Annotated in this window: 16 protein-coding genes and 1 pseudogene; 3 read left to right on the top strand and 14 right to left on the bottom strand. The window is 64.5% G+C overall.

The window, feature by feature from the left end:
- Nucleotides 1–114: 114 nt before the first annotated feature.
- From AB0M35_RS02385 to AB0M35_RS02350, 8 genes are all read right to left on the bottom strand, one after another.
- Nucleotides 115–1,083 (bottom strand): aldo/keto reductase, encoded by a 969-nt coding sequence (locus AB0M35_RS02385; protein WP_363740503.1) that lies wholly within the window; start codon nt 1,081–1,083, stop codon nt 115–117.
- A 469-nt stretch (nt 1,084–1,552) separates the two neighbouring features.
- Complete coding sequence (locus AB0M35_RS02380; RefSeq protein ID WP_363741851.1) at nt 1,553–2,410, bottom strand: Wadjet anti-phage system protein JetD domain-containing protein; 858 nt, start codon at nt 2,408–2,410, stop codon at nt 1,553–1,555.
- 90 nt (nt 2,411–2,500) lie between these two features.
- Nucleotides 2,501–2,908, bottom strand: coding sequence for a type IV toxin-antitoxin system AbiEi family antitoxin domain-containing protein (locus AB0M35_RS02375; RefSeq protein ID WP_363740501.1), 408 nt, complete (start codon nt 2,906–2,908; stop codon nt 2,501–2,503).
- A 278-nt stretch (nt 2,909–3,186) separates the two neighbouring features.
- Nucleotides 3,187–4,245: an aminotransferase class I/II-fold pyridoxal phosphate-dependent enzyme gene (locus tag AB0M35_RS02370; protein WP_363740499.1), complete on the bottom strand. Its 1,059-nt coding sequence runs from the start codon at nt 4,243–4,245 to the stop codon at nt 3,187–3,189.
- Between the two features lie 113 nt (nt 4,246–4,358).
- Nucleotides 4,359–5,618 carry a condensation domain-containing protein gene (locus AB0M35_RS02365; protein WP_363740497.1) on the bottom strand — a complete coding sequence of 420 codons (1,260 nt, stop codon included), beginning with the start codon at nt 5,616–5,618 and terminating at the stop codon, nt 4,359–4,361.
- A complete protein-coding gene (locus AB0M35_RS02360; RefSeq protein ID WP_363740495.1) occupies nt 5,618–7,933 on the bottom strand; it encodes a non-ribosomal peptide synthetase in 2,316 nt (771 codons plus the stop codon). Before AB0M35_RS02360 ends, AB0M35_RS02365 begins: the two co-directional genes overlap by 1 nt.
- Before the next feature lie 108 nt (nt 7,934–8,041).
- Nucleotides 8,042–13,795: an amino acid adenylation domain-containing protein gene (locus tag AB0M35_RS02355; RefSeq protein WP_363741848.1), complete on the bottom strand. Its 5,754-nt coding sequence runs from the start codon at nt 13,793–13,795 to the stop codon at nt 8,042–8,044.
- A 43-nt stretch (nt 13,796–13,838) separates the two neighbouring features.
- A complete protein-coding gene (locus tag AB0M35_RS02350; RefSeq protein WP_363740492.1) occupies nt 13,839–15,776 on the bottom strand; it encodes a radical SAM protein in 1,938 nt (645 codons plus the stop codon).
- Between the two features lie 595 nt (nt 15,777–16,371).
- Here AB0M35_RS02350 and AB0M35_RS02345 point away from each other — a divergent pair.
- From AB0M35_RS02345 to AB0M35_RS02335, 3 genes and pseudogenes are all read left to right on the top strand, one after another.
- Nucleotides 16,372–16,587, top strand: coding sequence for an MbtH family NRPS accessory protein (locus AB0M35_RS02345; protein ID WP_363740490.1), 216 nt, complete (start codon nt 16,372–16,374; stop codon nt 16,585–16,587).
- Nucleotides 16,588–16,721: 134 nt separating this feature from the next.
- A pseudogene (locus AB0M35_RS02340) lies at nt 16,722–17,303 on the top strand (IS5 family transposase); the annotation flags it as partial.
- 299 nt (nt 17,304–17,602) lie between these two features.
- Nucleotides 17,603–19,147: an ISL3 family transposase gene (locus tag AB0M35_RS02335; RefSeq protein ID WP_363740488.1), complete on the top strand. Its 1,545-nt coding sequence runs from the start codon at nt 17,603–17,605 to the stop codon at nt 19,145–19,147.
- A gap of 299 nt (nt 19,148–19,446) precedes the next feature.
- Here the strand turns inward: AB0M35_RS02335 and AB0M35_RS02330 are convergent, their stop codons facing one another.
- The 6 genes from AB0M35_RS02330 to AB0M35_RS02305 all read right to left on the bottom strand — a co-directional run bounded on the left by AB0M35_RS02330 (nt 19,447) and on the right by AB0M35_RS02305 (nt 26,937).
- A complete protein-coding gene (locus AB0M35_RS02330) occupies nt 19,447–19,812 on the bottom strand; it encodes a transposase (protein WP_363740486.1) in 366 nt (121 codons plus the stop codon).
- Nucleotides 19,809–20,207: a transposase gene (locus tag AB0M35_RS02325; RefSeq protein ID WP_363740484.1), complete on the bottom strand. Its 399-nt coding sequence runs from the start codon at nt 20,205–20,207 to the stop codon at nt 19,809–19,811. Before AB0M35_RS02325 ends, AB0M35_RS02330 begins: the two co-directional genes overlap by 4 nt.
- Before the next feature lie 103 nt (nt 20,208–20,310).
- Nucleotides 20,311–21,582, bottom strand: a complete 1,272-nt coding sequence (locus AB0M35_RS02320) for a condensation domain-containing protein (protein WP_363740482.1) — start codon at nt 21,580–21,582, stop codon at nt 20,311–20,313.
- 310 nt (nt 21,583–21,892) lie between these two features.
- Nucleotides 21,893–23,044, bottom strand: coding sequence for a nucleotidyltransferase family protein (locus AB0M35_RS02315; protein ID WP_363740480.1), 1,152 nt, complete (start codon nt 23,042–23,044; stop codon nt 21,893–21,895).
- A gap of 255 nt (nt 23,045–23,299) precedes the next feature.
- Nucleotides 23,300–25,048, bottom strand: a complete 1,749-nt coding sequence (locus AB0M35_RS02310) for an ATP-binding cassette domain-containing protein (RefSeq protein WP_363740477.1) — start codon at nt 25,046–25,048, stop codon at nt 23,300–23,302.
- Between the two features lie 26 nt (nt 25,049–25,074).
- Complete coding sequence (locus AB0M35_RS02305; protein WP_363740475.1) at nt 25,075–26,937, bottom strand: ABC transporter ATP-binding protein; 1,863 nt, start codon at nt 26,935–26,937, stop codon at nt 25,075–25,077.
- Nucleotides 26,938–26,953 lie beyond the last annotated feature (16 nt).

The following is a 26,953-nucleotide window of genomic DNA, read 5'->3' as shown; positions in this document are numbered from 1 at the left end:
CGCCCACCGCACCCGGGAGGCGGCGCCTGCTGCGTTCGGAGACCATCGCCGCGTTGACCGGCGAATTGTCACCCTCCGTGACCCGCGTCGGCACCGCCCCTTTGCTCTCCGGGGTCAGCGTCCGGTGCGGGCCCGGAGCATTCCCGGTACGGCGGCCAGCCCGGTGACCGGGCGGAACGCCCGCGCCGCGTTGACCAGAGCGGCGTACTCGTCCTCGGTCAGGTCGATCTCCGCGGCGGCGGCGTTGCGTTCCATCTGCTCCACGCTGGACGCACCCGGAATCGCCACCACGTTCGGGTGCCGCAACACGTACGCCAGGGCGATCTGGCTCGGGGTGGCGTCGTGCGCAGCGGCCACCTGGCGCAGCGTCTCGATCAGCGCGGTGCCGCGCGCCAGGTTCTCCGGCAGGAAGTACGGGTTGGCCCGGCGCACCGCGCCGACCGGGGGATGATGCGCGTCGTACCGCCCGGAGAGGAACCCCTGCGCCAGCGGGCTGTACGCGATGACCAGCCGACCGGCCTGCTCCGCGTACGGCAGGAGATCTTCCTCGGGCTTGCGGTCGAGCATGCTGTAGCGCACCTGGTTGCTGAGCACCCGACGACCCAGCGCGGCCTCGGCGACCTGCCAGCGGCGCAGGCTGTAGTTGCTCACCCCCACCTCACCGATCAGGTCGACATCCTGCAGAGCCCGCATGCCCCGCATGGTGCTCTGGTCGCTGACCACCGGATTGGGCTGGTGCACCTGATAGAGGTCGATGCTGGTGACCCCGAGCCGGGCCGCCGAGGCGACCGCCCGCTGCTGCACCACCGACGCCACCGGCAACACCGGGAAGATCTTGGTCGCGATGGTGACCTTGTCCCGGTCGCCGGCCAGCGCCGCGCCGAGAATCCGCTCGCTGCGGCCGAAGCCGTACAACTCGGCGGTGTCGAAGACGGTGACACCCAGTTCGACGGCGCGCCGGACGATGTCCGCCGCCAACCGCTCGTAGTCCGGGCCGTAGCCCCACTCCCGTGACCCGAACTGCCAGGTGCCGAGGCCGATCTTGGACAGGGGTTTCGGCGTGTCGAGCCGCACGTAGCGCATGGGCCGACCGTACCCCTAGCAGGGCCCTGATGTGACCGACCACAATCGGGGCAAATGACTAACGCCCTGGCGAGAGATCTTCTCTCTCACCAGGGCGTTTCGCTTGGGTGGAGCCGAGGGGACTCGAACCCCTGACCCCCACACTGCCAGTATCGTAACGATACTGTCACACCATGCCGCAGGGTGCCGACATGCGCTTTGAGCAGGAAATACCCCTCCAGGCAAATGACATCTCCTGCCGCCGGATATCGCGTGATGATGGTTATTTGATCTTGGACGGTGACCACCGATGTGACCACGATCAGTGTGGGAGGCTCCGTGCCGCCCCATCCAGGCCGTGCCGAACGGCCGTTGGCAATAGACCGGCTTCGCGATTGCCAACGACAGCGAGCAGTTCACCGCGCTCGCCAGTTACGGCGATCCGACCAGCTGGCTCAGCACGACCGGCGTGACCGCCGCAGAACTAAGATCAACTATCGACCTGGCAATCTCCCCGACGGAGTGCCCGCTCGACCATGCCGAACCGGATGCGTTCCTGCTCCAGACGTAGCGCCGGGGCGTACCGATCAGCGAGAAGGTCGGCGTAAAGGTCGGCCTCGCCCGGGTGCAGATGGGGCAGCTCAGCCCGGATCGGGCTCGGCTCCCGGCCCCAGCGGTCGCGATGGGCGAGCAGCGTCGCCCGGTCCATCAGGATCGACCGGGCGTGCGGAAAGCTCTGGCGAAGCCGGTCCAGGATGGCGAAGCCGTGCGTGTCCATGTCGCCCCAGTAGATCAGCTCACGGGATTTTAGCCAGTTCAGTGGCGCCAGCCCGGACAGCGCGTACCCGCCGCCAAGGACCGCGACGGCATCATCCACCTGCGGCAGCGCCAGATAGGTGATTTCGTTTTCCACCACGATGACCCGCGACGCCTCGGCCGGAGTCGCCGCCAGTTCCTCCAACCGTCCCGTCACCTCCCGGTACGGCCCGGGCGTCGGCGGCCTTCTTCCCAGCGCCCGCAGCCGGACATACATCGGCTTCGTTCGGAAGACGTATCGCTGCGCGAACCGGCTCGGCGTGTGTGCCTGGTCGATCCGGCTCGGCTCAAGCTGACAGTCGAGCAGTCCGGCGAGCACTCCACGGTGCTGCTCGATGAACTTGGTGCCGACGCCCGGCACATCGATGTGGCGCAGATACGTCTCCGGCTGCCCGTGGCGGTAGATCCAGAGCACTGTATCGACCAGCCTGGTCCAGCGCTCCGCCTGCTCGAGCACCTCTCTTCCTTCTCTGACTTGGTCGTCTTGAAGGATCGACGCGATGGCCGCCTCCCATCTATGCAACACGCCCATCACGGGCAAATCGTACACCACTCCTGTGGAAGCAACCCATCTGAGGATCGATCCTGGAGGCAATGCCATCACGAACAGCCCGCTCGGCAGTCACGACGGGAATGGCTCAACCGCGGTCACCTCGCCCGGATCGAGCTTACGTCGCCACACTCGGTACAACTCGCCACCGGTTCGCCGGGGCGTGTACGTCGAGGGAACAGTGAGGTGCAGCCGCGAGGGGTTGATATCACACAGCTGATGCAGAGCCAGCGCGGAGCCATGCGAAATGATCCCGCGCCCCTCGGCCCACAAGACCGCTTCGGCGTACTCGTCATGCTCGTCCCGAGGAAGGAACGGGACGCGGTACAACCCTCGGCCAACTTTCTCCAAGCGCCCCCGGGCGGCCATCTTGCGCAGGTTGGCGCCATCGATGCCCCGCGCGGTGGCGTCTCGCGTGCGCACGTAACCATGCTGATCGACAGCCACGTCGACGAGCTCTTCCAGCAGCGAGCGAGTCATGCGCATTAGCGCACCGCAACGACACTGCGCACAAATTCCGGTCGTAGGGTGGGCTGGTATCTACCTACGTGCGCATTGTAAAGACCGCATCGGGTGCGCGGGCGGCGCAGATCGTCTACTGCTCGCTTCCGCCAGATCCGCTCCCGTCACAACGTCGGTGCAGCCCGAGACGGCCTTACCTGAGACCGGCACGGCGATGACCTGCGCCGCTCCCAGCCCTTGGCAACAGTCCCGGGCATCAGCCCAGCGCGGCTCCGGCCGAGTTCAACCGGGGGTGGTCACCACTGGCTTGAAGACCCCTGGACGACGAGCACGCGGGACATGCGCGCCACAGCCTCCGTCAGGATTGCACGGGAGGTGGCCAGGTTCAGACGGGCGAATCCCCGACCCTCGGCACCGAAGTAGAGCCCGCTGTAGAGGGCGACCCTTCCGCGCTCCTGCAGCACGGCGGCCGGGTCGTCGCCCACGCCACAGGCCCGCAGATTCAGCCATGCCAGATAGGTCCCTGCCGGAGGCTGATACCGCACGGTGGGCAGTGACCTGGCGAGCAAGCAGGAGAGAAGATCACTTCGTTCGGCGATGCCCGCTCGTACCTGATCAAGCCATTCCTCGCCGTCGTTGAAGGCGGCCTCGCTTGCCAGCACTCCGAGCATGCTGGCACCGACAGTCAGTTCCTGGCGCATTCGCGACCGGTCCGCCTGCGGCCCAGGGCACAACAGTGCTGCCTTCAGCCCGGCAAGGTTCCATGCCTTCGAGGCGCCCTGCACACTGAAGCCGCGTGCCGCCGCCTCCGCGTCGATGGTCGCGAAGGGAACGTGAACGACCCCGGGGGCGGTCAGTGGTGCGAAAACCTCGTCGGCGATAACGGCGACCCCGAACTCGTCGGCCAGCCTGCCGATCTGTTGAAGTTGGTCACGTGAGAACACCAGACCGGTCGGGTTGTGCGGGTTGCACAGCACATAGGCCCTGGCACCTCGGGCGAAGTCCTGCGCCAGTCGGTCGAGGTCGAGACGGTAGGCGCCGGAGTCGTAACTGAGCGGGCTCGAGATGACCTTCCGGCCGAGCAACTCGATGTGATGGAAATAGGGGCCGTAAACGGGAGTGGAAATCACGACCGAGTCACCCGGCACCGTCACCGTCTGCAGAGCGACCTCAACACCCGTGATGATGTCTGCGATCAACATTAGGGAACCGGCATCGACGGTCCAGCCGAAGCGGCGCTCCGCGAAGCCCGCGAACGCCTCCGGCAGGCCGCCGGCATCGGCGTAGCCGGTGTCCCCGCGCAAAACAGCCTCGATCAGGGCTCGCTCCACCGGTGCCGCGAGCGGGGCGTCCATCTCCGCCACCCAGAGTGGCAGGATGTCTGGCTTTAGGCCGCGCCACTTGAGGCTGCGCCGCTGCCGTAGCTGCTCCTCGGTCAGGATCCCGAAGGGCGAAGGTGCATGCGGTGTCACGGGATCCGTCCAGTCGATGGTTGAGTCGTTGCCGATTCGGTCAAGTCGCGCAGGCGCAGCATCATGGCGCGGGTGAGATCAACGAGGTGATCCGTCCAGCCACTGGGCAACGGCGCCTGAGCAAGGAGTGCCAGTTGTCCGTCCTCCGTCAGGCAGAGGAGCATTTGGACCTCGAACTGCGCACCGAGTGGATCCGACATCACCGTACGCATGGTGGCCGGACCTGCCGGGTAAGCCGCCCGCTTCCAGCCCTGGTAGATGAGGGAGGTCTGGGCGAGCGCGAGTCGGCTACGGCCGGCCGTCCGGGTGGCCGTGACAATGTCGGCGAACGGCACGTCCGAGTGGGAGAAAGCGCCGGACTGGGCTTCCCAGACGCGCTCAGCCGCTCCCTCAGCGAGCGGCTCACGCACCCGAACGGGCACGGTGTTGATCTCGCAGCCCACCTCGTGTATGCGTTCACCGCCACGCAGTGCCACCGCGACCGCCACGCAGAAGTCCGCGCCACCCGCGATGTCGGCGATGGCCTGTCCGTATGCTGTCAACAGCAGGGTAAACGGCATGACCTTCCGCCGGCCAGCCGCCAGTCGCAACCTACGCACCAGCGCTGCATCGCACGTCACCTGGTGCTTCACCAATCTGGCTTCGGCCAGTTCCCACTGCGACGGCGCGGCTCCCAGCACGGGAAGGTCCGCGTGGCTGCTGAGTGTCGCCCGCCAGTAGGCCAACTGCGCAGCTCGTCGCTCTTCATCGATGAGCATGGCCGGCATGCGCGGTCGCAGCGGCAACTCGGCGACGTCCTTGTTCAGCCCCGCGCCGTAGGCCAGCGCCAGGTCACGGGTGAAGATCTCATGAGAGAGTCCGTCGTAGGCGATGTGATGTGCCGCGACATGCAGCAACGCACCGTAGTCGGTAGGCACCACACCGAGACGGATGAGATCACCGGTCTGCAGGTCGAACTCTCGCGTCAGCAACTGACTGACCGCGACATCGTTCGGCGCCCCGGACGGCAACAGGACGGGGGAAGGCGGTGCCGTGTTTCGGGCTTCCGTGCGCACCAGAAGACGTCCGCCGTGATACATGAAGCCGGTACGGAGTGCTTCGTGTCGCCGTACGACTACCCGAAACGCCTCGGCTAGCACAGCATAGTCGAGGGGTCCCTCCAAACGTATCGATTGCATGGTGACATTGGCGAGGGTGCCAGGTGTGATCTGCTCGGCGAACCAGAACTGCTGTTCAACGGCGGAGGCCAACCGCATCAACGCGATACCCCTCGGCTCGCCGGTCCGGTACGCAGTCGCTCAGCGAGTTCGGCGATCGTGGGCGACTCAAGCATGTCCTGCCAGTCCAGATGCGAGTCAATTCGCGACATGGCCTGCAGCATGATCATCGAATCAGCGCCAAGCTCGATCAGGCTGGCGTTCCGGGCAAGGGACTCAACGTCGAGGAGCTCCTCGAAGACCGCCGCGATTCGCTGCTCAGTCTCATCCATCGACGCCGCGAACTCGGACCGCTCAGCTTCAGGCACGGGAAGGAGATTTCGATCGAGCTTGCCGTGCATGTTGAGCGGCAATTCAGGCAGGATGGCGATCGCCCCCGGCACCATGTAGCGCGGCAGAACTCGCATCAGGTCGGCACGCAGAACGTCCGGATCCACTACTGCGTCCGCTTCCGGCACGACGTAACCCACCAGCCGAGCTGTGGCGCCAGCCTGCCGGACGACAACCACCGCCTCCCTGACTCCGGTGAGCCCACGCAGTGCCTTCTCCACCTCGCCAAGCTCGACACGGATGCCGTTGATCTTGACCTGGAAGTCAAGCCTTCCGAGGAGTTCGATGCCCCCGTCCGAACGGTATCGGGCGAGATCTCCGGTACGGTACAGCCGCTCGGCTGTCGATCCGAATGACCAGTCAATGAACCGTTCGGCGGTGAGGTCGGGCCTGCGGAAGTAGCCCTGGGCGAGGCCCATGCCGGCAAGGTGGAGCTCGCCGGCGACACCACACGGCACAGGCTGGTCGTTTTTGTCCAGAATGTACGCGCGCTGATTTCTCATCGGTACGCCGTAGGGAATGCTGGTCCAGGCGGGATCGACGGCGCCGACCTGGAAGTAGGTTGAGTAGACCGACGCCTCAGTGGCACCGCCGAGCGCGACGAAGGCTGCACCGGGTGCTCGGCGTCGGGCCCGGTCTGGCAGGTCTGTCGGTATCCAGTCGCCCGCGATCATGAAGAAGCGTATCGGCAACGTGCCGTCGTCGCCACGGTAGTCCAGGTCATTGAGGATCGCCCCCAGCAGCGACGGTGTGGAACTCCAGACAGTCACCGCATGTCGACGCAGGAGGTCCACCAGGTGCGCCAGGTCGCGTTGCCGGCCAACGGAAGGCAGCACGACCGCCCCGCCGTTGAGGCAGAGGCCGAGCAGCTCGTAGACCGACATGTCGAAGCCTTGCGAGGAGACATTGACGATGCGATCATGCTCGCCGATAGCCAGCAGATCGTTGAGATCGAGCAGGTTGTTGTATACGCCTCGGTGGCGGATCGCGATGGGTTTCGGGTTACCGGACGAACCCGACGTGAAGATCACGTAACACAGGTCGGTGGGCGAAACGGGAGCGGTCGGATTGCGAGTGGGCTGCGTGGCGATCTGGTCACGCACTTCGTCCCAGACGAGTACCTGCGTTTCAGCGAAGTCCGCCGGGCTCATGAGGTGGCCCCGGGTGAGCGTCAACAGGCAGTCGGCCGCTGTGACCATCTCTCTCATGCGCTGGGTGGGCTGCTCGGGATCGATCGGCACGTAAGCCGCACCCGCCTTCATGACACCAAGCATGGCGACGAGAAGCTCCGGGCTTCGCTCCAGGCAGATTCCGACCTGTATCCCCGAAGCGACACCATAGCCGGCAAGGAAGTGGGCGAGTCTGTTAGCTTCCGCGTTGACCATGCCAAAGGTGTGGAGCAGGTCATCCTGAATGAGTGCGGGCGCGTCGGGCGCAGCCGCTGCCGTCAGTTGGAAGTGCTCGTGTATGCACCGCTCCTCCACCGGCACGGTGGTGTCGTTCCAACGCGTCAGCATCGTCTCCCGTTCAGCCTCCGAAAGGAGGCCAAGGTGGCCTACTGCCGCGTCAGGTGCGGTGGTGAGTGAGTCGAGAAGGACCGCATAGTGGGTCATGGCTCGCTGAAGTAGCTCGGCGTCCAGGTGGGCCGGGTCGAAGCGGAGGTGCCATTTGAGGCGGTCCTCCTCTTCTGTCAGGCCAACCATGAGGGCATGCTCCGGTCGGTCCTTCAGGGTATGAGCGCTCATATTCACACCGAAAAGGATCGGCGATGGGCGGTCCGATTCGCACATCGACTCGAGGAGTGTTCTAAGCGTGCTGTCGGGCCGGTAGGTGAGGGATGAATCGAGGCTGCTCCCACCCGCGGCGATGTGAACGACCTCTTGCCCTGTATATCGGTGCAGGAGGGTAGCCAGGCCCACACGCAGGACACGGTCCAGGTCGGTGTGGAGTTGCGCGGCGCGATCCTGCAGCCGGCTCACCTGAAGCTTTTCCATCAGTCCGTCGAAGGACTGCCGTGCGGCCACGCGGCCACCGTCGTCGGAGGTCGGGTGAACCAAGAAGGTCGTCAGTAGAGAGCTCGTACCTGCTGCCATGTCTCTCCCAAGGTTGGGCGTCTTCTCCATCAGTCGCGGTCACACCTCGGCGTTCGGCAGCAATCGGGCCACGTCCGCCATGATGAGACCCGCGAGAGTTTCGACATCGGGATGACGCAGGATGCTGTGATGATCACCGGGCACCGTACGGACAGTGAGTCGTTCGACAAAGGGCACCCACGTGTCCTCCGCCGCACCTTGCCAGGCCGACTCGCGAGCCCTGTACAACACGGCCTCACAATCGATCCGGCTGGGCCTGTAGTTGACGACCGCGCGGCAGTGGGCTCGCATGACTTCCAGCCTGCGGTGCATCTCGGCGGCACCAAGCAGTCGGAGTTCGTCCGGGAGGGCGAGCTCTGCCATGGCACGGATGAATTCCGGTGATCGGGAAGTCGTCTCCCAGTCGCCGGAGGTGATCCTCGCAATGAGTGTCGACAGCATCGACTCGTTGGCAAGGTACTTCTGGGCTGGCTCACCGATCGGGAGCGCAGAATCGAGCAAAAAGAGCGCTGCTACTCGTGCTCCCATTTCTTGCAGTGCCCGTGCTACCTCGAACGCGATCACGCCCCCGATCGACCAGCCGCCGAGGAGATAGGGTCCCTGCGGGTCGAGACAACGCATGGCATCGGCATATTCGTATGCCATCGCGGTCAGGTCGCTGCCCGCCGTTGGCAGCGCCGCCGATTCCACGCCGACCATTCGTGTGTCGTTGCTGAGTGCTCGGGCCAGGGTGAGGTAGCCGGTGACAGCGCCACCGATTTCGTGGTGCCAGAACATCGTTCGGGAGGCACCGCTGCGATTGAGCTCCACCAGTCCTGGCCCACTGTCACACGGCTGTCTCTCTTTCGAGTGCTGTCCCTCTGCCACAGTAGCGAGGGTCTGGTGCTGGAACAGCATCCGTGGAGTCAGCTGAATACCGGCTTCTCTGGCTTTGGCAATCACTTGAAGGCTCAGCAGCGAGTCCCCGCCGAGTTCGAAGAAGTTGTCGTGGCGGCCGATCGGGTCCACACCCAGCACCTCGACCCAGATAGCCGCGATGGCCCACTCGGTCGGTGTCTCCGGCGGGACGTAACCCGCCTCCAGATCAGGACGACCAGACTCCGGCACCGGCAGGGCGCCCCGATCAACCTTGCCATTGTGGTTCAACGGCAACGCATCCAGGAACACAAACGCCGCAGGGATCATGTACTCGGACAACCGCTGCCGCAACCATCCACGCACTGCCGTCACACTCGGCCTCGGACCATCCGCGGTCAGGTACGCCACCAGACGCTTGTCACCAGGCCGGTCCTGCCGCGCCACCACCACTGCTTCCCCGATACCAGGAAGCTGACGCAACATCGCCTCAATCTCACCCGGCTCGATACGAAAGCCCCGTATCTTGACCTGGTCATCAAGACGCCCCAAAAACTCCAACTCGCCATCGGCCCGCCAACGCGCCACATCACCGCTGCGATACAACCGTGCCCCGGGAACATCTGAGAACGGGTGCGGAACAAAACGCAGAGCCGTCAACCCCGGCCGATTCCCATAACCACGAGCAACCCCCGCACCACCAATCAACACCTCACCCGGCACGCCAACCGGAACCAACCCACCAACCTCATCCACCACGAACACTTCCATATTCGCAATCGGACGACCGATGGGAGACTTGCCGCCGCCTGCAGTGATGTCGTCGATGGTCAGGTCGCGCGCGGTGACATGAACGGTGGTTTCGGTGATGCCGTACATGTTCACCAGACGCGGCTGCGGAAGGTGGGCCGCGCCGCGCCACTCGGCCAGTGCTGACGGGTCGAGGGCCTCCCCGCCGAAGATGACAAGCCGGAGGCTGAGCGCACCGGCCGCCGGGGAGCGGACAGCGACTCGCTGAAACGTCTCGAATGCCGACGGCGTCTGGTTGAATACTGTGACTTTCTGCTCGATCAGCGCATCGAGCAGGGCGAGCGGGTCCCGGGTCGTAGCGCGGTCGAGGACGATCAGTCGGCCGCCGTGACACAGACTGCCCCAGATCTCCCAGACGGAGAAGTCGAACGCGAAGGAGTGGAAGAGGACCCAGGCGTCGTCGGCGTCGAACTGGAACTCCTGCCGGCTCGTCCAGATGAGATTGACTAGATTCTGATGGGTGATCTGTACACCCTTCGGCGCCCCGGTCGAGCCCGACGTATAGATGACATAGGCGAGTTGGTCACCCGATCCCAGCGGTACAGGGTTGGTGGCGGGCCGGGACGCGGACTCGGATGGGTCCAGGCGCACCTGCCGCACACCGAGGCCAGCGGGCAGTGCCGCTGCTGGCGCACCTTCGGTGACCACTACACGGAGACCAGTGTCAGCGATGATCATAGCGAGACGGTCGTCGGGGTAATCGGGGTCGAGCGGGACATACGTACCACCGGCCTTCAGCACACCGAGTAGCGCAACGATCATGTCCGAGCTGGGTCTTGAGTTCACCCCTACGTGTACTCCGGGGCCGACGCCCAACTCACGTAGGTGGTGGGCGAGCTTGTTGGCGCGCTGGTTCAGCTGTCCGTAGGTCAGGGTCTCAGTGCCGTAGACCACCGCGACCGACTCCGGCCGTACAGCAGCCCAGTGCTCGACCAGCTGATGCACGCCCACGTCTTGCGGGTAGTCCGTGACAGTGTCGTTCCGCGCCGCGATGTGATGCCGTTCATCGTCACTGAGCAGCGACACCCGCTTGACGTGCACCGTCGGATCTTCCGTGACGGCGGCCAGCAGCGTGAGGAAGTGTTCCGCGATGCGCTGGACGGTCGCGTCTTCGAACAGGTCCACCGCGAAGCACAGCTCGATGTTGAGGCATGTGTCCGCTTCACTCACCGTCATCGTGAGATCGAACTTTGCGGGTGCGTAGTCGAGCGCCACCACCTCGACTTCCACACCTGGTGGCTTCCACGCCTCACCACGCCCGCTCTGCAGTACGAACATCGTCTGAACCAGTGGCGTTCGAGCGAGGTCCCGTACCGGAGCCAGAACCTCGACCAGCCGCTCGAACGGGACATCCCGATGTTCAAACGCATCCAGCGTGGACTGGCGCACCTGAGCCAGCACCTGCTCGAACGTCGGGTCCCCCGACAGGTCGGCCCGCATCACCAGGGTATTAACGAAGAGCCCGAGCAGATCCTCGGTCTCCGGTCGGTCCCGACCCGTGATCGGTGTGCCTACGGCTACATCCGTCTGCCCGCTGAGCCGACAGAGCATCGTCTGGAACACGGCCAGCAACACCACGAACGACGTCACGTCGTGGCGTCGCGCGGTTTGCCGAAGCGCCGCCGTCACATCCGGCGGCGCCGTGATCCGGTGGATGCGCCCCTCAGCTGAACGCACCGCGGATCGCATCCGATCCACTGGCAGTTTCAGAGCCGACAGGCCATCGAGCGCTTGCCTCCAGTAGTCGAGCTGCCGGTCCAGCAGATCGCCCCGAATCCGGTCGCGCTGAAACTCGGCGAAATCTGCGTACTGTATACGCAATTCAGGCAGGCTGGCCGGACGCTCCTCTACTGCAGCGGCATAGAACTCGCTCAGGTCCCGCGTCAAAACCTCCGCCGACCAGCCATCGAAGGCGATGTGATGCACGGTGAGCACCAGGAGGTGTTCGTCCTGGTCGTTTGCCCTTATCAGCACGGCCCGGACGGGTGCAAGGGTCAGGTCGATCGGTCGGATGGCCTCGCGCTTCGCCATATCGAGCGCGGACTCGCCAGAATGCTCCGCAGCGTCCAGTATCCGCAGGTCGACGATCGACGCGGGCCGGACCACCTGGACCGGTTTGCCGCCGACGTGCTCGATGACCGTACGTAGTACCTCGTGTCGGGTGCAGAGTGCGGCCCAGGCATTCCTCAGGGCGGGCACGTCCAGGACACCGCGCAGGCACAGCAGCATGGGGACGAGGTACTCGATGCCTCCTGGCTGGAGTTGATCCAGGAACCACATCCGTTGCTGCGCGAAGGACAAGGGAGCCCGGTCGCCAGCTCGCCGTGCCAGCACGACGGGCGGGGTTGCCGGGGCCCGCATGGCATCGAGGTCCCGAGCCAGCCGCTCGACAGTGGGTGCGGTGAACATGAGCCGGACGGAGATGTCTTTCCCGCGATCCTGACTCAGCCGGGACACAGCTTGAATGGCCAGAAGGGAATGGCCCCCGAGTTCGAAGAAGTTGTCGTGGCGGCCGATCGGGTCCACACCCAGCACCTCGACCCAGATAGCCGCGATGGCCCACTCGGTCGGTGTCTCCGGCGGGACGTAACCCGCCTCCAGATCAGGACGACCAGACTCCGGCACCGGCAGGGCGCCCCGATCAACCTTGCCATTGTGGTTCAACGGCAACGCATCCAGGAACACAAACGCCGCAGGGATCATGTACTCGGACAACCGCTGCCGCAACCATCCACGCACTGCCGTCACACTCGGCCTCGGACCATCCGCGGTCAGGTACGCCACCAGACGCTTGTCACCAGGCCGGTCCTGCCGCGCCACCACCACTGCTTCCCCGATACCAGGAAGCTGACGCAACATCGCCTCAATCTCACCCGGCTCGATACGAAAGCCCCGTATCTTGACCTGGTCATCAAGACGCCCCAAAAACTCCAACTCGCCATCGGCCCGCCAACGCGCCACATCACCGCTGCGATACAACCGTGCCCCGGGAACATCTGAGAACGGGTGCGGAACAAAACGCAGAGCCGTCAACCCCGGCCGATTCCCATAACCACGAGCAACCCCCGCACCACCAATCAACACCTCACCCGGCACGCCAACCGGAACCAACCCACCAACCTCATCCACCACGAACACTTCCATATTCGCAATCGGACGACCGATGGGGACGGTAGGCCCGTGATCGCTCGACACGGCGTCAGTCACCTTGTACGTGGTGCAGCCTACGGTCGTCTCTGTCGGCCCGTACTCGTTGACGATCACCGTGGCGCTGCCGCACGTCCTGCGCACCAGGTCAGCCAGATCCCAACTGAACGCCTCCCCGCCGATGACGATGGATCCCACGTCCAGGGTGATACCCGCACTTTCAAGGGCGCGGCACAGCATCTCAACGTGCGCCGGGGTTGCCTTGAGCAGACCAATGCCCTTCGGGCGGGCGAGCAGGTGGGTTTCGAGGCTAGACGCTCCGCTGGCTGGCCCGTCATTGTCAGGGATCTCGATCAACATCCCTCTAATCAACGGAAGATACAATGCCGTGACCGTCAAGTCGAACGAGATCGACGAATGCAGCACAGCAACGTTACGCCCGCCAGTGGGATATTCCTGATCGGCCCAACGAAGGTAGTTGGAAAGATTCCGGTGCGTTACCTCAACGCCCTTCGGAGTCCCGCTCGAACCCGAGGTATACATGATGTATGCAAGGTTATCCGGGGCCAACTGCGCAACAGGTTCCTGGTGGTCGTATTGCGCCTCGAAATCCGCACCATCGAGCCGATCCAGGCAGATCCGCTGCATACTGTCGTCCGTCGGCAGCGCGGCGTAGGTATGGGAATCGGTGATCGTAACAACTGCTCGCGCATCGGCGACGACCCACGCCAGGCGTTGGGCCGGATAATAGGGGTCAAGCGGCACGTACGCGCCGCCCGCCTTGAGGACGGCCAGCAATCCAACCACCATGCCCGGCCCCGGCCGCAGGCATACTCCTACCCTCACCTCCGGGCCTACACCCGATCGACGCAAAAGGCGAGCAAGTCGATCGGCCTGGTCATTCAACTGTCTGTACGTGAGAGCACCAGTGCGGCTTGACACCGCCACCGCATCCGGCTGCGCTACGGCGCTCCGCTCCACCAACTGATGAACACACACGTCAGACAAATGTGGCTCCCTAGGCTCAGAGGTATTGCTCGCTACCGGCCAGATCGGCGCTGTTGCGTATCCGTCCCCAGCGCTTTTGAGTCGCCAGGTGGATTCGCCAGATGTCGTCGGTGCTTAGTAACCGCGTGGTCACCCCCTCGTATGCCTCCTCGAAGAAGGTGTACGGGGATTTCGACTGCATTGGGCCATGATAATCGAGTTCATGCTGGCCGTGCTCCTGAGCTATGGCGGTGCCCGGGTGATACGTCAGAATGTTCGGACTCGCCAGCATGATCAGGGACTCGTCGACGAGTTCGCCGATGCGTTCGATGGTCTCGTCGATGGTTCCTGCGTCCTCACCGTCGAGCCCGAACAACACAGAGGTGCCAACGGGAATTCCGGCGACCTTCAACATCTCCAGCGCCTCGCGAACCTTGGTCGGCCATGGACGGTCGTCCCGATGAAGAAGATTCTTCTTCACCCGGGCCATAACCGCGTCCGACATGCTCTCGATGCCAATGTACATATACCGACAGCCCGCCTGGTGCAGTTTCGCCAGGACACCCGGGATGTTCGCCCGCTTCTTCTGCAGCAGTACGTCGACGGTGAGTTGTGCGCCCCATACTAGGTCTCGCCACCGGCGCCTGCTACCGGGGTCGGTAAGGTCCACGTGCCTGTGCTGCAGCCCGTCGTCGTCCATTTGGCGTGAGGCGATGGTCGCATCGGCGAACTCTTCGATCGTGTGCCAGCGACCCGACCAGAACACGGGGTCGTCGAAGAACACGGCTTCAGCCCCGAAAGAAATTAGCCTCGCCATCTTGTCGAGGGCTTGGGCGGTTTCACTTGAACGCAGCAGGACGCCGGGTCCGGTCACCGCCGAGCTTTCCGAGCAGAACGTACAGCGGAATGGGCAGCTGCGGGTGGTGAGAAAGTGTGCCGTACGGCGCGCCCTCCCGTCGGGCATAGAGAAGACAGTGAAGCGGGACCTAATTGCAAAAGCGTCGTAGAAGGTGCCAGCCGCCGGCTCCAAGGAAGGCTGAATAGCCTGGGTTATGGGCACGGCCGTTAACTGTCGAATGTCGCCCATCAGCACGATCACGCCCTGTCCACGTGGCCGCCAGCCCCATCCGAGCAGATCCCGTAGCCGCGCGGTGACTGCGGCCGTGCTCGGCCGGCCGGCCGGCTCGGCACCCATCGCCAGGAGCACCGCCGTGGAGAGCAGATCGAGTAGAGGACTCCCGTCACCGGAAACGACAGCGTCGATTTCGACCCGACGTCGGCCATCGGAGAGAACCCGGACAGTGCTGCTGTAGTCGAGTTTCAGCTTCCGCTGCGGTGACGACCAGGAGATCGTCTCATCGGCATGTCGACCGCCGAGAATAATGTATATATCCGACAGAATAGCCCTGGCTCGTTCCGCCATCTCCAAGGCGTAGCGGTGGGCCGCAGAAACGCTGCTGATAAGAAGTACCCGAGGGCGGAGATGCTCTAGAATTGCATCAAAGGAACTCTTGGTCGCCTGATTCCAGACTCGCGGGTCGAAAACGAGTTCGTCGGACACCTGCGGCATGCGGTCGGTTGGGGTTCGGATGCCCTCATCTGACACCGATGCGCGATAGAAGCTGTCGGGCAGAGTCCCCCAATCCAACACGATGTCACGAAGCGGGTGCCGCTCGTCCCAATGATTGAACAGGGCTCGCGTGGACTCAAGAACGTTGTCATGCAACGCCGCGTACAGGCACATTGGATCGCCTGGATACTCGATCACACCCTCAAAGTCGGTGACGGCGGGCGCGAGCACGGCAAGGACCGGGATTCCGACAGCGCCCGAGGGAACTCGCTGCCCCGGCAGCTTCCCTCGGTCCCGATACTGAGACCGGCGATTTGCAAGGAAATCGTCGAGTGCATGACCGCCACTCTCATCGGAATAGTTCAAGTCACTGTGATCAATAATTCCGCCATAGAAATCCGTCATCGAGCGCTCTTCGGTAGAAGATGGTCGGCGCAACGCAATCCGCTCAGAGACAACTGGATGTTTGGCTTTCGCCCCACTTCAAGCGACCACGACCGACAGACAAAAGCCGCACATTCGTCGTAGGCTGGCATGGCAAGGTTTACCGCCCCCATTACTTGGAGATCCATTTGCGACAATACTATAGCACCTGTCAAGGGCATTGCCCAGGAAGCCGGCCTCGCCCTTCCTGGAGGGAGCTTAAGGTGCGGGGCGAGCCGAATATATGCAACCTAGCCCGCGAAGTTTTTGAGGTGGTGAACGACCGGCTTTCCGACCGAGACTTGACGGAGATAGCTGCGCCGCAAATAGCGCGTGCTTCGGCCCGTTTCCTGGCGGTGCTGCAGTCCTCGAAGCTGGCCGTTGCCCGCCAGACAACGACGTTGGCGAGCCGGTTAACTTCGAGGATTGACAAATGCGGGTAAGCGAGGCCATGGTGTTCAAAGGATGCCACACAAGCACGACCGTCAGTTCCACGCTTGCAGCGGCCGCGTCCTCGTCACGATTACCGTAGTGACCCAATTGTCGCTGTATCGCGATCGATCGACAAGGAGCTAGCATGTCCGAGCAGGCCTCTGCTACCCACCGTGTGGTGATCAACGACGAGGAGCAATACTCGATCTGGTGGATCGATCGTGACCCGCCAGTGGGCTGGCACGTCGAGGGCTTCACCGGCAGCCAGGAGGATTGCGTGGCATACATCGACGGGGTCTGGACCGACACTCGCCCGGCCAGCCTGCGCCGTCGCATGGCCGAGCAGGCCGACAACGGCTGATAGCCTAGCCGGCTCCGGCGGGCGTGCTGCCACGCCCGCGCGCACCGGCGACGAGTGCTCCCCGGAGGACGTTTTCGCAGGCCGGTCTATTGCAATCTGACAAATTCGCAATCAACACGCCAACTCCAGCTTCCACTAGCCGCGCCCACCAGCACGCCGCCGGCGCCCGTACCGACGGGCATCTGCAGAAGGAACCACCCGGCGGCGTGCACGACGAACCAGCCGACCACGCGCTGGGCCGATCACGCGGCGGTCTGACCACCAAGACCCATCTGGCCTGCGAGCAGGGACAAAAGGTCCTCTCGATGATCGTGACCGCCGGACACCGTGGTGACAGCCCGCAGTTCATCCCCGTCCTACGCCGCATCCGCGTGACCCGCCTCGGCGTCGGCCGGCCCCGCACCTGCCCCGACCTGGTCCTGGCCGACAAGGCCTACACCAGCCGCGGCAACCGCCGATACCTGCGCTCACGCGGGATCAAGGCCTGCATCCCCCGCAAGAAAGACCAGGACGCCCACCGCAAGGCCAAAGGCTCCAAGGGCGGACGCCCACCCGCCTTCGACAAGGACCTCTACCGGCTACGTCACGCCGTCGAGAACGGCATCAACCGGCTCAAACGCCATCGCGGCGTCGCCACCCGATACGACAAACTGGCAGTCCGCTTCCAAGCCGTCCTCACCATCACCACCATCACCGAGTGGCTCTCACCGGCTTAGAGCTCCTAACACGATCTTTGGTTGTCCTGTTTGGTCAAGCGTCTCCAGCAGATCAGGGCGCAGCCGAGGGATACGAGGGCGTCGTGTAGGTCGAGGTGGCGTTCCCAGCGGATGGCCAGGCGTCGGAACTGGTGCAGTAGTGCGATTGTCGGCGTACAGGTGAACGGGACCAGGTAGGTACGGATAAACGGGGTCTGTCGCTGATCTTGTGACGGCTGTTGGCGGACGTGATCATTCGCGCCGTGCATTCGCGATTCCTGAGGGAAGTCCTTCCTCATTTGTCCAACCTGGTCATTGACATGGTGGACACGTCAGCTGGCTCAGTCTGGATGCGGGGGCGGTCTCGCGCTCGCCGTGGGCGGTGTCCACGCTGCGGTACGCCGTCGGGGCGGGTGCATGGCCGCTACGCTCGCCGGTTGGCCGATGCTGCCCTGGGCGGGTGCGCGGTGGTGGTTGAACTCGTGGTGCGCCGCTTCAAGTGCGTAGCTGGCACCTGCCCGGTGGTGACGTTCGTTGAGCAGGTGGAGCATCTGACCCGGCCGTACGCGCGGCGGACCCCGCTGTTGCAGCAGATCCTTGGTCAGATCGCCGTGGCGCTCGCGGCGAGGCCGGCTGCCCGTCTTGCTCGCCGGCTCGGTGTTCCGGTCGCGAAGGACACCTTGCTGCGTCTGGTCCGCGCGTTGCCTGAGCAGCCAGCCGGGGCCGTGCGTGTGGTGGGCGTCGACGACTTCGCCCTGCGTCGCCGCCACGTCTACGCCACCATCCTGGTTGATCTTGAGATGCGGCGGCCCGTTGAGGTGATCGAGGGCCGCGACGCCGGTCCGGTGGCGACGTGGCTGGCGGCGCATCCCGAGATCGAGGTGGTGTGCCGCGACCGGGGCCGCGCCTACGCCGAAGCCGCCCGCGCTGGGGCACCTCAGGCCCTGCAGGTGGCGGACCGCTGGCACCTGTGGCACAACCTGTGCGAGGCCGTGGAGAAGACCGTCGCCGCGCACCATGCGTGCGTCAAGACCGCGTTCGCCGCCGCGGAGCCGGTCCTTGCCGCCGATGTGCCGCCGCCGCTACCGGATGAGTACTGCGACGTGCGTGGTCGTCCTCGGCCGCTGGTGGCCCGCACCCGCAACCGGTACGCCGCGGTGCAGGAGCTGGTCGCCGCCGGGCGATCACTGCGTGGCATCAGCCGCGACCTGGACCTGGACTACTACACCGTGCGCCGCTACGCCCGAGCCGACAGCCTCGACGCGCTCCTCGCGCCGGCGATCCACCGCCGGACCCTGCTCGACGCCTACAAGCCCTGGCTCTACGAGCAGTTCACCCAGGGCCAGCGCAACGCCTCACACCTCTACCGGCAGATCCGCGAGCAGGGGTACAGCGGAGAGCGCACCACCGTCGGCCGATACATCCGCCTACTCAAAGCCGGCGTGGTCGCCCCGCCAGCACCCCGACCGATCCCGGCTCCCCGCGCCACGGCGCGTTGGCTCCTGACCCACCCCGACCGACTCCAACCCGACCACACCGTGACCCTCCACGAGGTCCAAGCCGCCTGCCCGCACCTGGACGCCACCGCCCGACACGTACGCGCGTTCGCCGCCATGATGACCAACCTCACCGGCAGCGAACTACCAGCCTGGATCGACCAGGTCCGCCAGGACGACCTACCCCACCTGCGGCAGTTCGCCGACGGACTCTGCCACGACTACGACGCCGTCGTCGCCGGCCTCTCCACCCCATGGAACTCCGGCCAGGTCGAAGGCCAGAACACCCGAGCCAAGCTGATCAAACGCATGGGCTACGGCCGCGCCAACTTCGACCTGCTCCGCAAACGGATCCTCCTGCAAGCCTGAGAAACGTCACAAGATCAGCGACAGACCCGATAAACGGGGCCAGCCTCCTACCCACAGCCCAGACCCTGCCTGGCGCACGTCGTTGCCGTGAGGGCAGCCGGATAGCCCCTACTACCGCGCCGCTTCCGCTCCTCGCCGCTGCGCGGCTGCGGTGCGGGTCGGCTTGGTCTCGACCCACTACCGCAGCGCTCGTCGAGGGCTGCATCGACTCCGGCGGATCGGTTGAGCGCGAGCTTGGCCTCCCTCGCCGGGCCGACGGCGAGCCCTGCACCAACTGATCGATGTCGAAGTCGTCCTGATCATGCGGGCGTGTGCGGGTACGGCGGACTGGCCCCGTTCGGTCGTACGTGGCTGGTCCCGTTCACCTGTACGCCGACAGCGATGCCCTGTTCCACGACGTAGCGCAGCTTGCCGAGGCCCTTGATGTGCTTGCGTCCGCGTTGCGGGATGATCGGCTCGGTCCGTCGCTTGCGACAGGCGTCTCGGAAGCCGGCGCTGTCGAATCCCTTGTCCGCGAGCAGGACGGGGAACCGTCGGCGGGGTGCGCCCCGGCGTCCGGCGATCGGTGGTACCGCGTCGAGCAGGTCCACGGCCTTGCTGATGTCGGGCACGTTGCCGCCGGTGGTGATCACCGCGAGGGGTGTGCCGTCCCCGTCGGTGATCACATGATGCTTGCTGCCGGGTTTGCCACGGTTGACCGGGGATGGGCCGGTACCGTCGCCCCCTTTTTCGCGTCGATGTGCCCGCCGTCGATGACCGCCCTGGACCAGTCGATCCGACCGGCGGCGTTCAACTCGGCCAGCAGGAGCCGATGCAACCGGTCGAACACCCCCGCGTCGGTCCAGCGGCGGAGCCTGCGCCAACAGGTCATCCCGGAACCGAAACCCAACTCCTGGGGCAGATCCTCCCAGCCGATACCCGTATGCAGCACGAACAGGATCCCTTGTAGACAGAGCCGATCCGGCACCGGCCGCGGTCCCGGCGACCGTCGTGGCCACGGCGGCAGCAACGGCTCGACCAACTCCCACAGCTCGTCATCAATGACCCACGGCTTGCCCACGCCGTACGCAACGACCAGAACCCACCACCGTCACGACCATAATCATCGATCAACAAGATCGTGTTAGGAGCTCTTAGGAGCCGATTCGATTCGAAGTCAACAATCAGTACAGATCGGACAGCTCACCCACATGCATCGAAGGATGCTTCGCCAGTGCTCGGAGTACCTGGGTACTGCCTACCAGCATCCGTCGAAGTCGCTTGTCGGAGCATCGAGAGGCATCGACGTGGAACTCCAATGCCGGAATCTCGGATCGGGGCACGATGCAGTACATGTCCGCGATCGAAGGCCGGCTTGACGGGCCAATCACCGGACCAGCACGGACCCCACTCGGCACCACTGCGCCGTTCATGTCGGACCACGGCGCCGCTAGGTGGTTGTACACGTACTCCCAGCGGCGGCCGCCGGAGACGCGCACGGCCAGTTCGGCCACCTCGTCAACGTCGTAGCACCCGTTGCGCAGCCCTTGCAGGCTTCGGAGGCTCATGGTGCGGGCCAGATCGACGAACGTGCTGCCGGGGTCGATCGTCACTCCGATTGGAATCGACTGTGCCATGGAAGTAATGAGACCTCTCCATGTGGGCCGGTATCGGTTCGCCGCGATGAGGTGGATGACGAACTGGTCCCGTCCGTCGGACGCATGGATGCCGAGCGCCACTAGGGCGAGCATTACCGACTGCGCCGAGGCACCACACACCCTACTCACTTCCGACACGACGGCAGGTGCCGAGGGCAGGTCGATCGATCCGCGCACGCGGCGGTCGCCATACCGGCCGGTGGCGGTAATCCCGCCGAACTCGTCGGCGACCCGCTGCCAGTACGACTTTGCCTGCGCGCGCTGACGGCTCCACTCTGCGGAGCGCTGTTGTCGCGCAAGTCCACTCAGGGGCAAATCTGGGCGCAGGTTGGGCGAGGGACTGGTTAACTCGTTGCGAAGTTCCTCCAAGAGAATCTGCAATGCCCATCTGTCCACGATGATGTGCTGCATCGCCAAAGCTACATAGGTACGACGTCTCGCCATCCGCATCACATATGCACGCCAGCCAAAGTCGCCGGTCAACGTGAATGGCGTAGAACGGAGTTCACGTGTAAGACGCTCCACGTCGTCGTATCCGTCGACGGCGATGATCTCCACCGCGCCGTCAGGGTTCGGATGAACCACTTGTTCGACGGCGCCGGCCGTCTCCACGAACGACGTGCGCAGGCCTTCGTGCCGCTGACACAAGGCCCCGAGAGCGGTCATCACGTCGCCGCTGGTACAGCCGGGCAGTTCTGTCAAACTGGAGAGAATCGTACTGGTCCAAGTGCGTCGCGGCAGAGTCATTAGATTACGCCAGACCGACAGCTGGCCAAAGGTCAGTTGATTGCTCTCCATCATAAATCGCCTTCACTGGTAGTTGGTGCCCCCAACCAGCGATCTGTGGAGTCACCAGATACTGGAGGACATCTCGAAGGGGGTGGAGATTCCCGGAAACGGCGCTGGGTGTCACCCGACGACGATGTCTGTTGTTTCTACTCAAAGAGTTAGCGAAGCCTCAGGAAGGGTACCGGTTCACGCGGCTCGGACCGGCTGCGGTAGATGTGCCAAAGGCGCGGTTGTAGCACTAGGGTCATGCTCGCACTGCGCCTGAAGTTGACGTACTAGCCAGGGATGCACGAACTGCCGCCGCACGTCTGCCATCGAATCAGGAGAAGCGACCGCGTGCGAGCGCGCCGTAGGGCGGCTCGCCGGCGGGCTTCAGAGCGACCGACGCCCGACCGAACAGCCGGCCATGCATGTCTCCGTCCCAGGAACGGTAACCGCCATCGGTGCCGGCCACACTGCGAAGCCACTCCGGCGCGCAGAAGGAGCGTAGGCCAAGATCGGCGGTCATGGTGCTGCCGTAAAGGGCATCGACATAGTAGGCGACCCAGGCGACGGCCGGCTCCAGCCCGTTCTCCCCGACGAGGGTGCGCACCTGCTCCGCGTGCTTCCGGCCCCAGCGCTGCCAGTATCGCCAAACATCGGCGAACTGCGATAGCCGAAGTTCCCCTTCGGCTATGGCGCGTTCGAACCAGCAGTTACGGAAGAGGTGCAGCATGACAAAGAGGAACGCGTACCCGTCTCCCAGCGTCGGCAGCACGTGCCGATCCTGCGGTCCAACCCGGGCCTCACGGGCGCTTCCCATCACCTCGTCCATGGGAAACTGCCAGGCACTCCCGTGCCAAGTGAGACTTAGCGCCACGTCGACTATGAAGACGGGGATACCGGATTCCGGATCGATCCGATGGAAGTGAGGGAGATGATCGGGGTAGAGCCGGTACATGAGGGCGGTCCGCCGGGGCAGCTGAACCAGCTGCCCGAGATCCGGGTCATACTGCTGCTCCGGTACGTAGCCGAGACTCTGCAGCGCCTTACGGGCCGCGGAAGCACCGTCGGGATGCACCATTATATCGATGTCGTTAAAACTGCGGATGCCGCAGCCGTCATAAAGATTATACTGTAACACTACCCCTTTATTGAAGGCTACCGATATCCCTAGCTCCGCGAACCGGCCGGCGATGTCAATGCTCTCGTCCCGCAGTTTCCCTACTTCGTACTGGTTCCGTGCCAGCGAAGCGGCTAGCGTATCGCGCATACCTGCCGGCAGATCCGACGCCAGACGGGCACTTCGATAGAAGCGCGCCAGTGCCGGCATCATCTTGTGTCTGGCCGCCAGGGAAGCCAGCAGATCTAAGTGCTTGATTCCTTTTGCCAGGCCGACCGCCCGTTCGAACCAGGAATCCGAGAAGTTGGTAACCGCAACCGATTCGAGAAGCTGCCATACTCTCCGCTGCTCCTCGTCGTCCTTATACATGCCTGGGTCTTCCTCTCTTAGCGGCCGCAATCCCATCTCTGGTCCAGATCAGGTCCGTGCTGCCGACCCATAGACCTGGGCATGAGCAGTCCTCTCAATCATTTAGGTTCACCTTGAGCTTGTGGGCAGCGTCGGTCAACTGACGAAGCTCGCGGCAAGGGGCACTAGCCGACGATGGGGAAGTCGGCGCCGCGCACCTGTCGTTAAAGCGATGGCGGTCGCGAGTGGCCAGAGCCCAGCCCACAGATAGAAGAATCACGGGCCGTACGCCCGGCTCTGTGCAGCGTACAGCTCAGCATACTTTCCCTGCCCATGGCTGAGCTCATCGTGCGTACCCAGCTCCACCACCCGCCCCTGGTCAAGCACAACAATGAGGTCCGCCGCCCTGACCGTGGAGAACCGATGCGAGATGAGGAGGGTGATGCCACCGCCGGTGTCCGCCGGACGGTCTATTCCCGTGAACCGCTCGTAGAGCTCGTGCTCCACCTGCGGATCCAGAGCGGCGGTGGGCTCGTCAAGCACCGCCAGCAACGGCATGCGTCGCATCAGTGCCCGGCTCAGCGCCAGCTTCTGCCACTGGCCATGGGAGAGCTCGGTGCCACCGAATCTCCGACCGAGCATGGTGTCGAGCCCATGCGGCAGCCGCTCTGTCACCTCCCGTGCCTGTGCCGCTTCCACCGCCGCCTGTACCGTCTCTACGTCGTCGACCCGTGTCACGCTGCCGACCCCGACCGAATGGAGCGCCCTGCCCTCCAACTTGAAATAATCCTGAAAGACGGCGGTCGTCCGGGCCCGCCAGTCATCCAAACGAAGCTTCCGCAACGGAACGCCGTCGACGAGGACCTCACCCTGCGACGGTTCATACATTCCGGTGATCAGCTTGACCAGCGTACTTTTCCCCGCGCCGTTAATACCGACCACCGCCACCACCGCGCCGGCCGGCAGATGCAGATCCAACTCTCGCAGCACCGGCTGTGTCGTGCCGGGATAGGTGAAGCTCACCCCGCTTAGTTGGATGCCGTCGGTGAGATGCGCCGGCACCGGGATGGTCCCCTGGTGAGCCTGCTGCTCGGTGCGCGTCTGGAGCCACTGGAAATGGCGGATCGTGTGGTGCCCCTCGGCCAGCTGAGATAGACCGTTCACTGTATTGGTCAGCTGCGTCCGCAGATACGCCGACAGGCTGGCCACCATCAGCAGGTCGCCCGGAGTCCCCCGGCCCTGGCTCACCTCATGTGCCACGAAGGCGAGGGCGACGAGATAGCCTGCAGCGAAGCTGGTCCAGCCCGCGATCTGCCAGAGCGACGCGACGCGCAGTGCGCGCACGGTCTGTCGGGTGGCGCTGTGCCAGTACTCGGTTGCGCGCCTATCCACGTCCTGGTAGCTGCCACTGATTCGCAGTTCTTTGGCCGCATGCGGCGATGTCCCCAGCCGGTGCAACCGCAGCTCCCGGCGCTCGGCCTCGGCGCTCATGTCGCGCGCACGGGTGAGCAGAGACGATGCCCGGCGGGAGAAATATAGCGGCGGAGCTGCAAGCAGTACCAGCGCGGAGAGGGCCGGGTGCACACCGGCCAGGAGCCAGGCGCTCAGTCCCAGGCTCAGCAGCGATGATGCGGCGCTGACCGCCCCCCAGCAGGCGCCCGCGAGGGTCTCCGTGCTCGACCGGATCTGACTCAATCGGTCCAGGAACTCTGTACGTTCCAGATGTTCCAAGGTCGGGGCACCTGCAGTCATCGCGTTCAGACGCTGGCTCAGTACAAGGTCGACCCTCTCGGTCAGGTCGACCTGTAGGTTGTGCTGCACACGCTCGGCCGAGGCGATCATGGCGTAGGCGAGGGCGCCGATCGAGGCCGCCAGCAGGATCCCGTGCCATTCACCAAGCCTGGCGGAGTTGGTCAGATTCCGCACGCTGAGGCCGGTAGCGGCCACGGCCACTGCGTTGAGGAACGCCAGCACCAGAACGATGGTGGTGGCCCGGGCGTCCGCTCGGTAGGCGATCCGGAGCATGGCGAGCACCACACTAGACCCGGCCTTCACGCTTTCGCTCCATGCGGACGTGCCGTAGCCGCAGTCTCGGGCACACCGGATGTCATCGGGCCGTCACTAAACCGGTCTGCCTGGAGCCGGTACAGCCTCGCATACTGGCCGTTCAGGCTCATCAGCTCGCTGTGATCCCCTGTTTCCGTGATCCGACCGTCAGTCAGCAACACGATCCGATCGGCGTTGCGCACGGTTGACAGCCGGTGCGAGATCACCACGACACTCACATGCGAGACGGCCGCGATCACTTGCTCGTGAAAGCCGATCTCTGCCCGAACGTCCAAGTGAGCAGTGGGCTCGTCGAGGATGAGCAGTCTGCGACCGTGCTCCACCGCAAACATCGCCCGGGCAATGGCGATCTTTTGCCACTGCCCACCAGACACGTCGACGCCGCCTCGATGTTCGCGGGTGAGCAGGGTGTCCAGTCCATGCGGAAGCCGTTCGATGAGATCCTGGGCGCCCGCCGCCTGGACCGCGGCCATGATGCTCTCATCGGTCGCCTCAACTTCCGGTGCACCCAGCACGATGTTTTCCCGGATGGTGAGCGGATAGTGCACGAAATCCTGGAAGACTGGGGAGATGCGGCGTCGCCAGGACGTGATATCCAGCCGGGACAGGTTGATGCCGTCTACTCTCACCTGCCCCTCGCTGGGCTGCTGCAGACCGGTGAGGATCTTCAGCAGAGTGGTCTTGCCGGCTCCGTTCCGGCCGACCACGGCCAACACCTCGCCGGGCCGAATCTCCAGGTTCAGCCCATCGAGCACCTTGCGCTCCGTCCTGGGGTAAGAGAAGCCGACCTGCTGGAAGCTGATGTGCGGAGCCGACTCAGGGGCAAGACGTACTCCGGCCTCCTGCATTGCGGCGGCGAGTTCATGCGCGCGCAGTCGCTCGAACGCCTGTAGGGCTCCGGTGGCGTACTCGATGTCAAACGCCTCGCGTCCCATGACGCCGGCGGCGAAGACTCCCCAGCCAGCGAGAACCATCGTCACCAGGTTCCCGGACGTGAGATCACCGCCGGCCAGTGCCGTACCCGGGATGTACAAAGCCACGAAACCCGCTCCCCCAGCAAGGGCGAACGTGATCCACTGCCGGCGCAGCACGCCCCGCCGCTCGCGCCAGATCTCGCCGAGCCATTCCTCGGCCTGCGCTCGATGCCGGGCATTTAGCCAGTTCCCGAGACCGAACAGCCGCACCTCCTTCGCAGCGGAGGAATTGGTGAGCGTCTCCGACCAGTACTCCATACGGTTCCGGTCGCCGGCCCGGGCATCCCAGATCACGCTCAGACGCACCCATTGCCGTCGGATGAGGGCCCGCATCAGGAGGGTTGCGGTCAACAGCGCCACGCCCAGCCAGGGCTCAAACCACACCAATACGGCAGCGCAGCCCACCGCCCCGGCCAGCCGTCCCAGCAGAATGAGCTGACCGATGGCACCTGTTCCGGGAGTGCGAGTGCGCCACCCGCCGAGCTCCGACACCCTGGCAACGTCCGCACTGTATTCACTGTCGTCGAGGTGAGAGATGCCGCGTGGTTCGGCCACCCGACGGCGTACCTCGGAGCGCAGCTGGCCGTCGATCCTGCGGGCGGCAAGGACATCGAGCGGCTCGCGAAGGAGCTCCGTGCACTGACCGGCCAGCACCGCGACAGCGACGAGAGCCAAATGGGGCAGCATCTCGCCAACCGACTGTGCTTGCAGGGCGTGCGAGAGCAGCCAGCCCGTGGCGACGGCGATGGCTGCCGGAGCCAGGGCGGAAACCAGGTGTGCAAGCAGTAGTCCGGTCAGCGTCCCTCGGCCTGCGCCATGAAGCAGCCCCAGCAGTTGGAGGCGTTGCCGTCCCACCGTTCGCCATCGGGTCATGGCTCCTCATCTCCCC

The organism is Micromonospora sp. NPDC051196, assembly GCF_040682415.1.
GTDB lineage: Bacteria > Actinomycetota > Actinomycetes > Mycobacteriales > Micromonosporaceae > Micromonospora.
The sequence above is the reverse complement of the archived record's forward strand: the minus strand, read 5'-3'. Positions and strand labels throughout refer to the sequence as shown.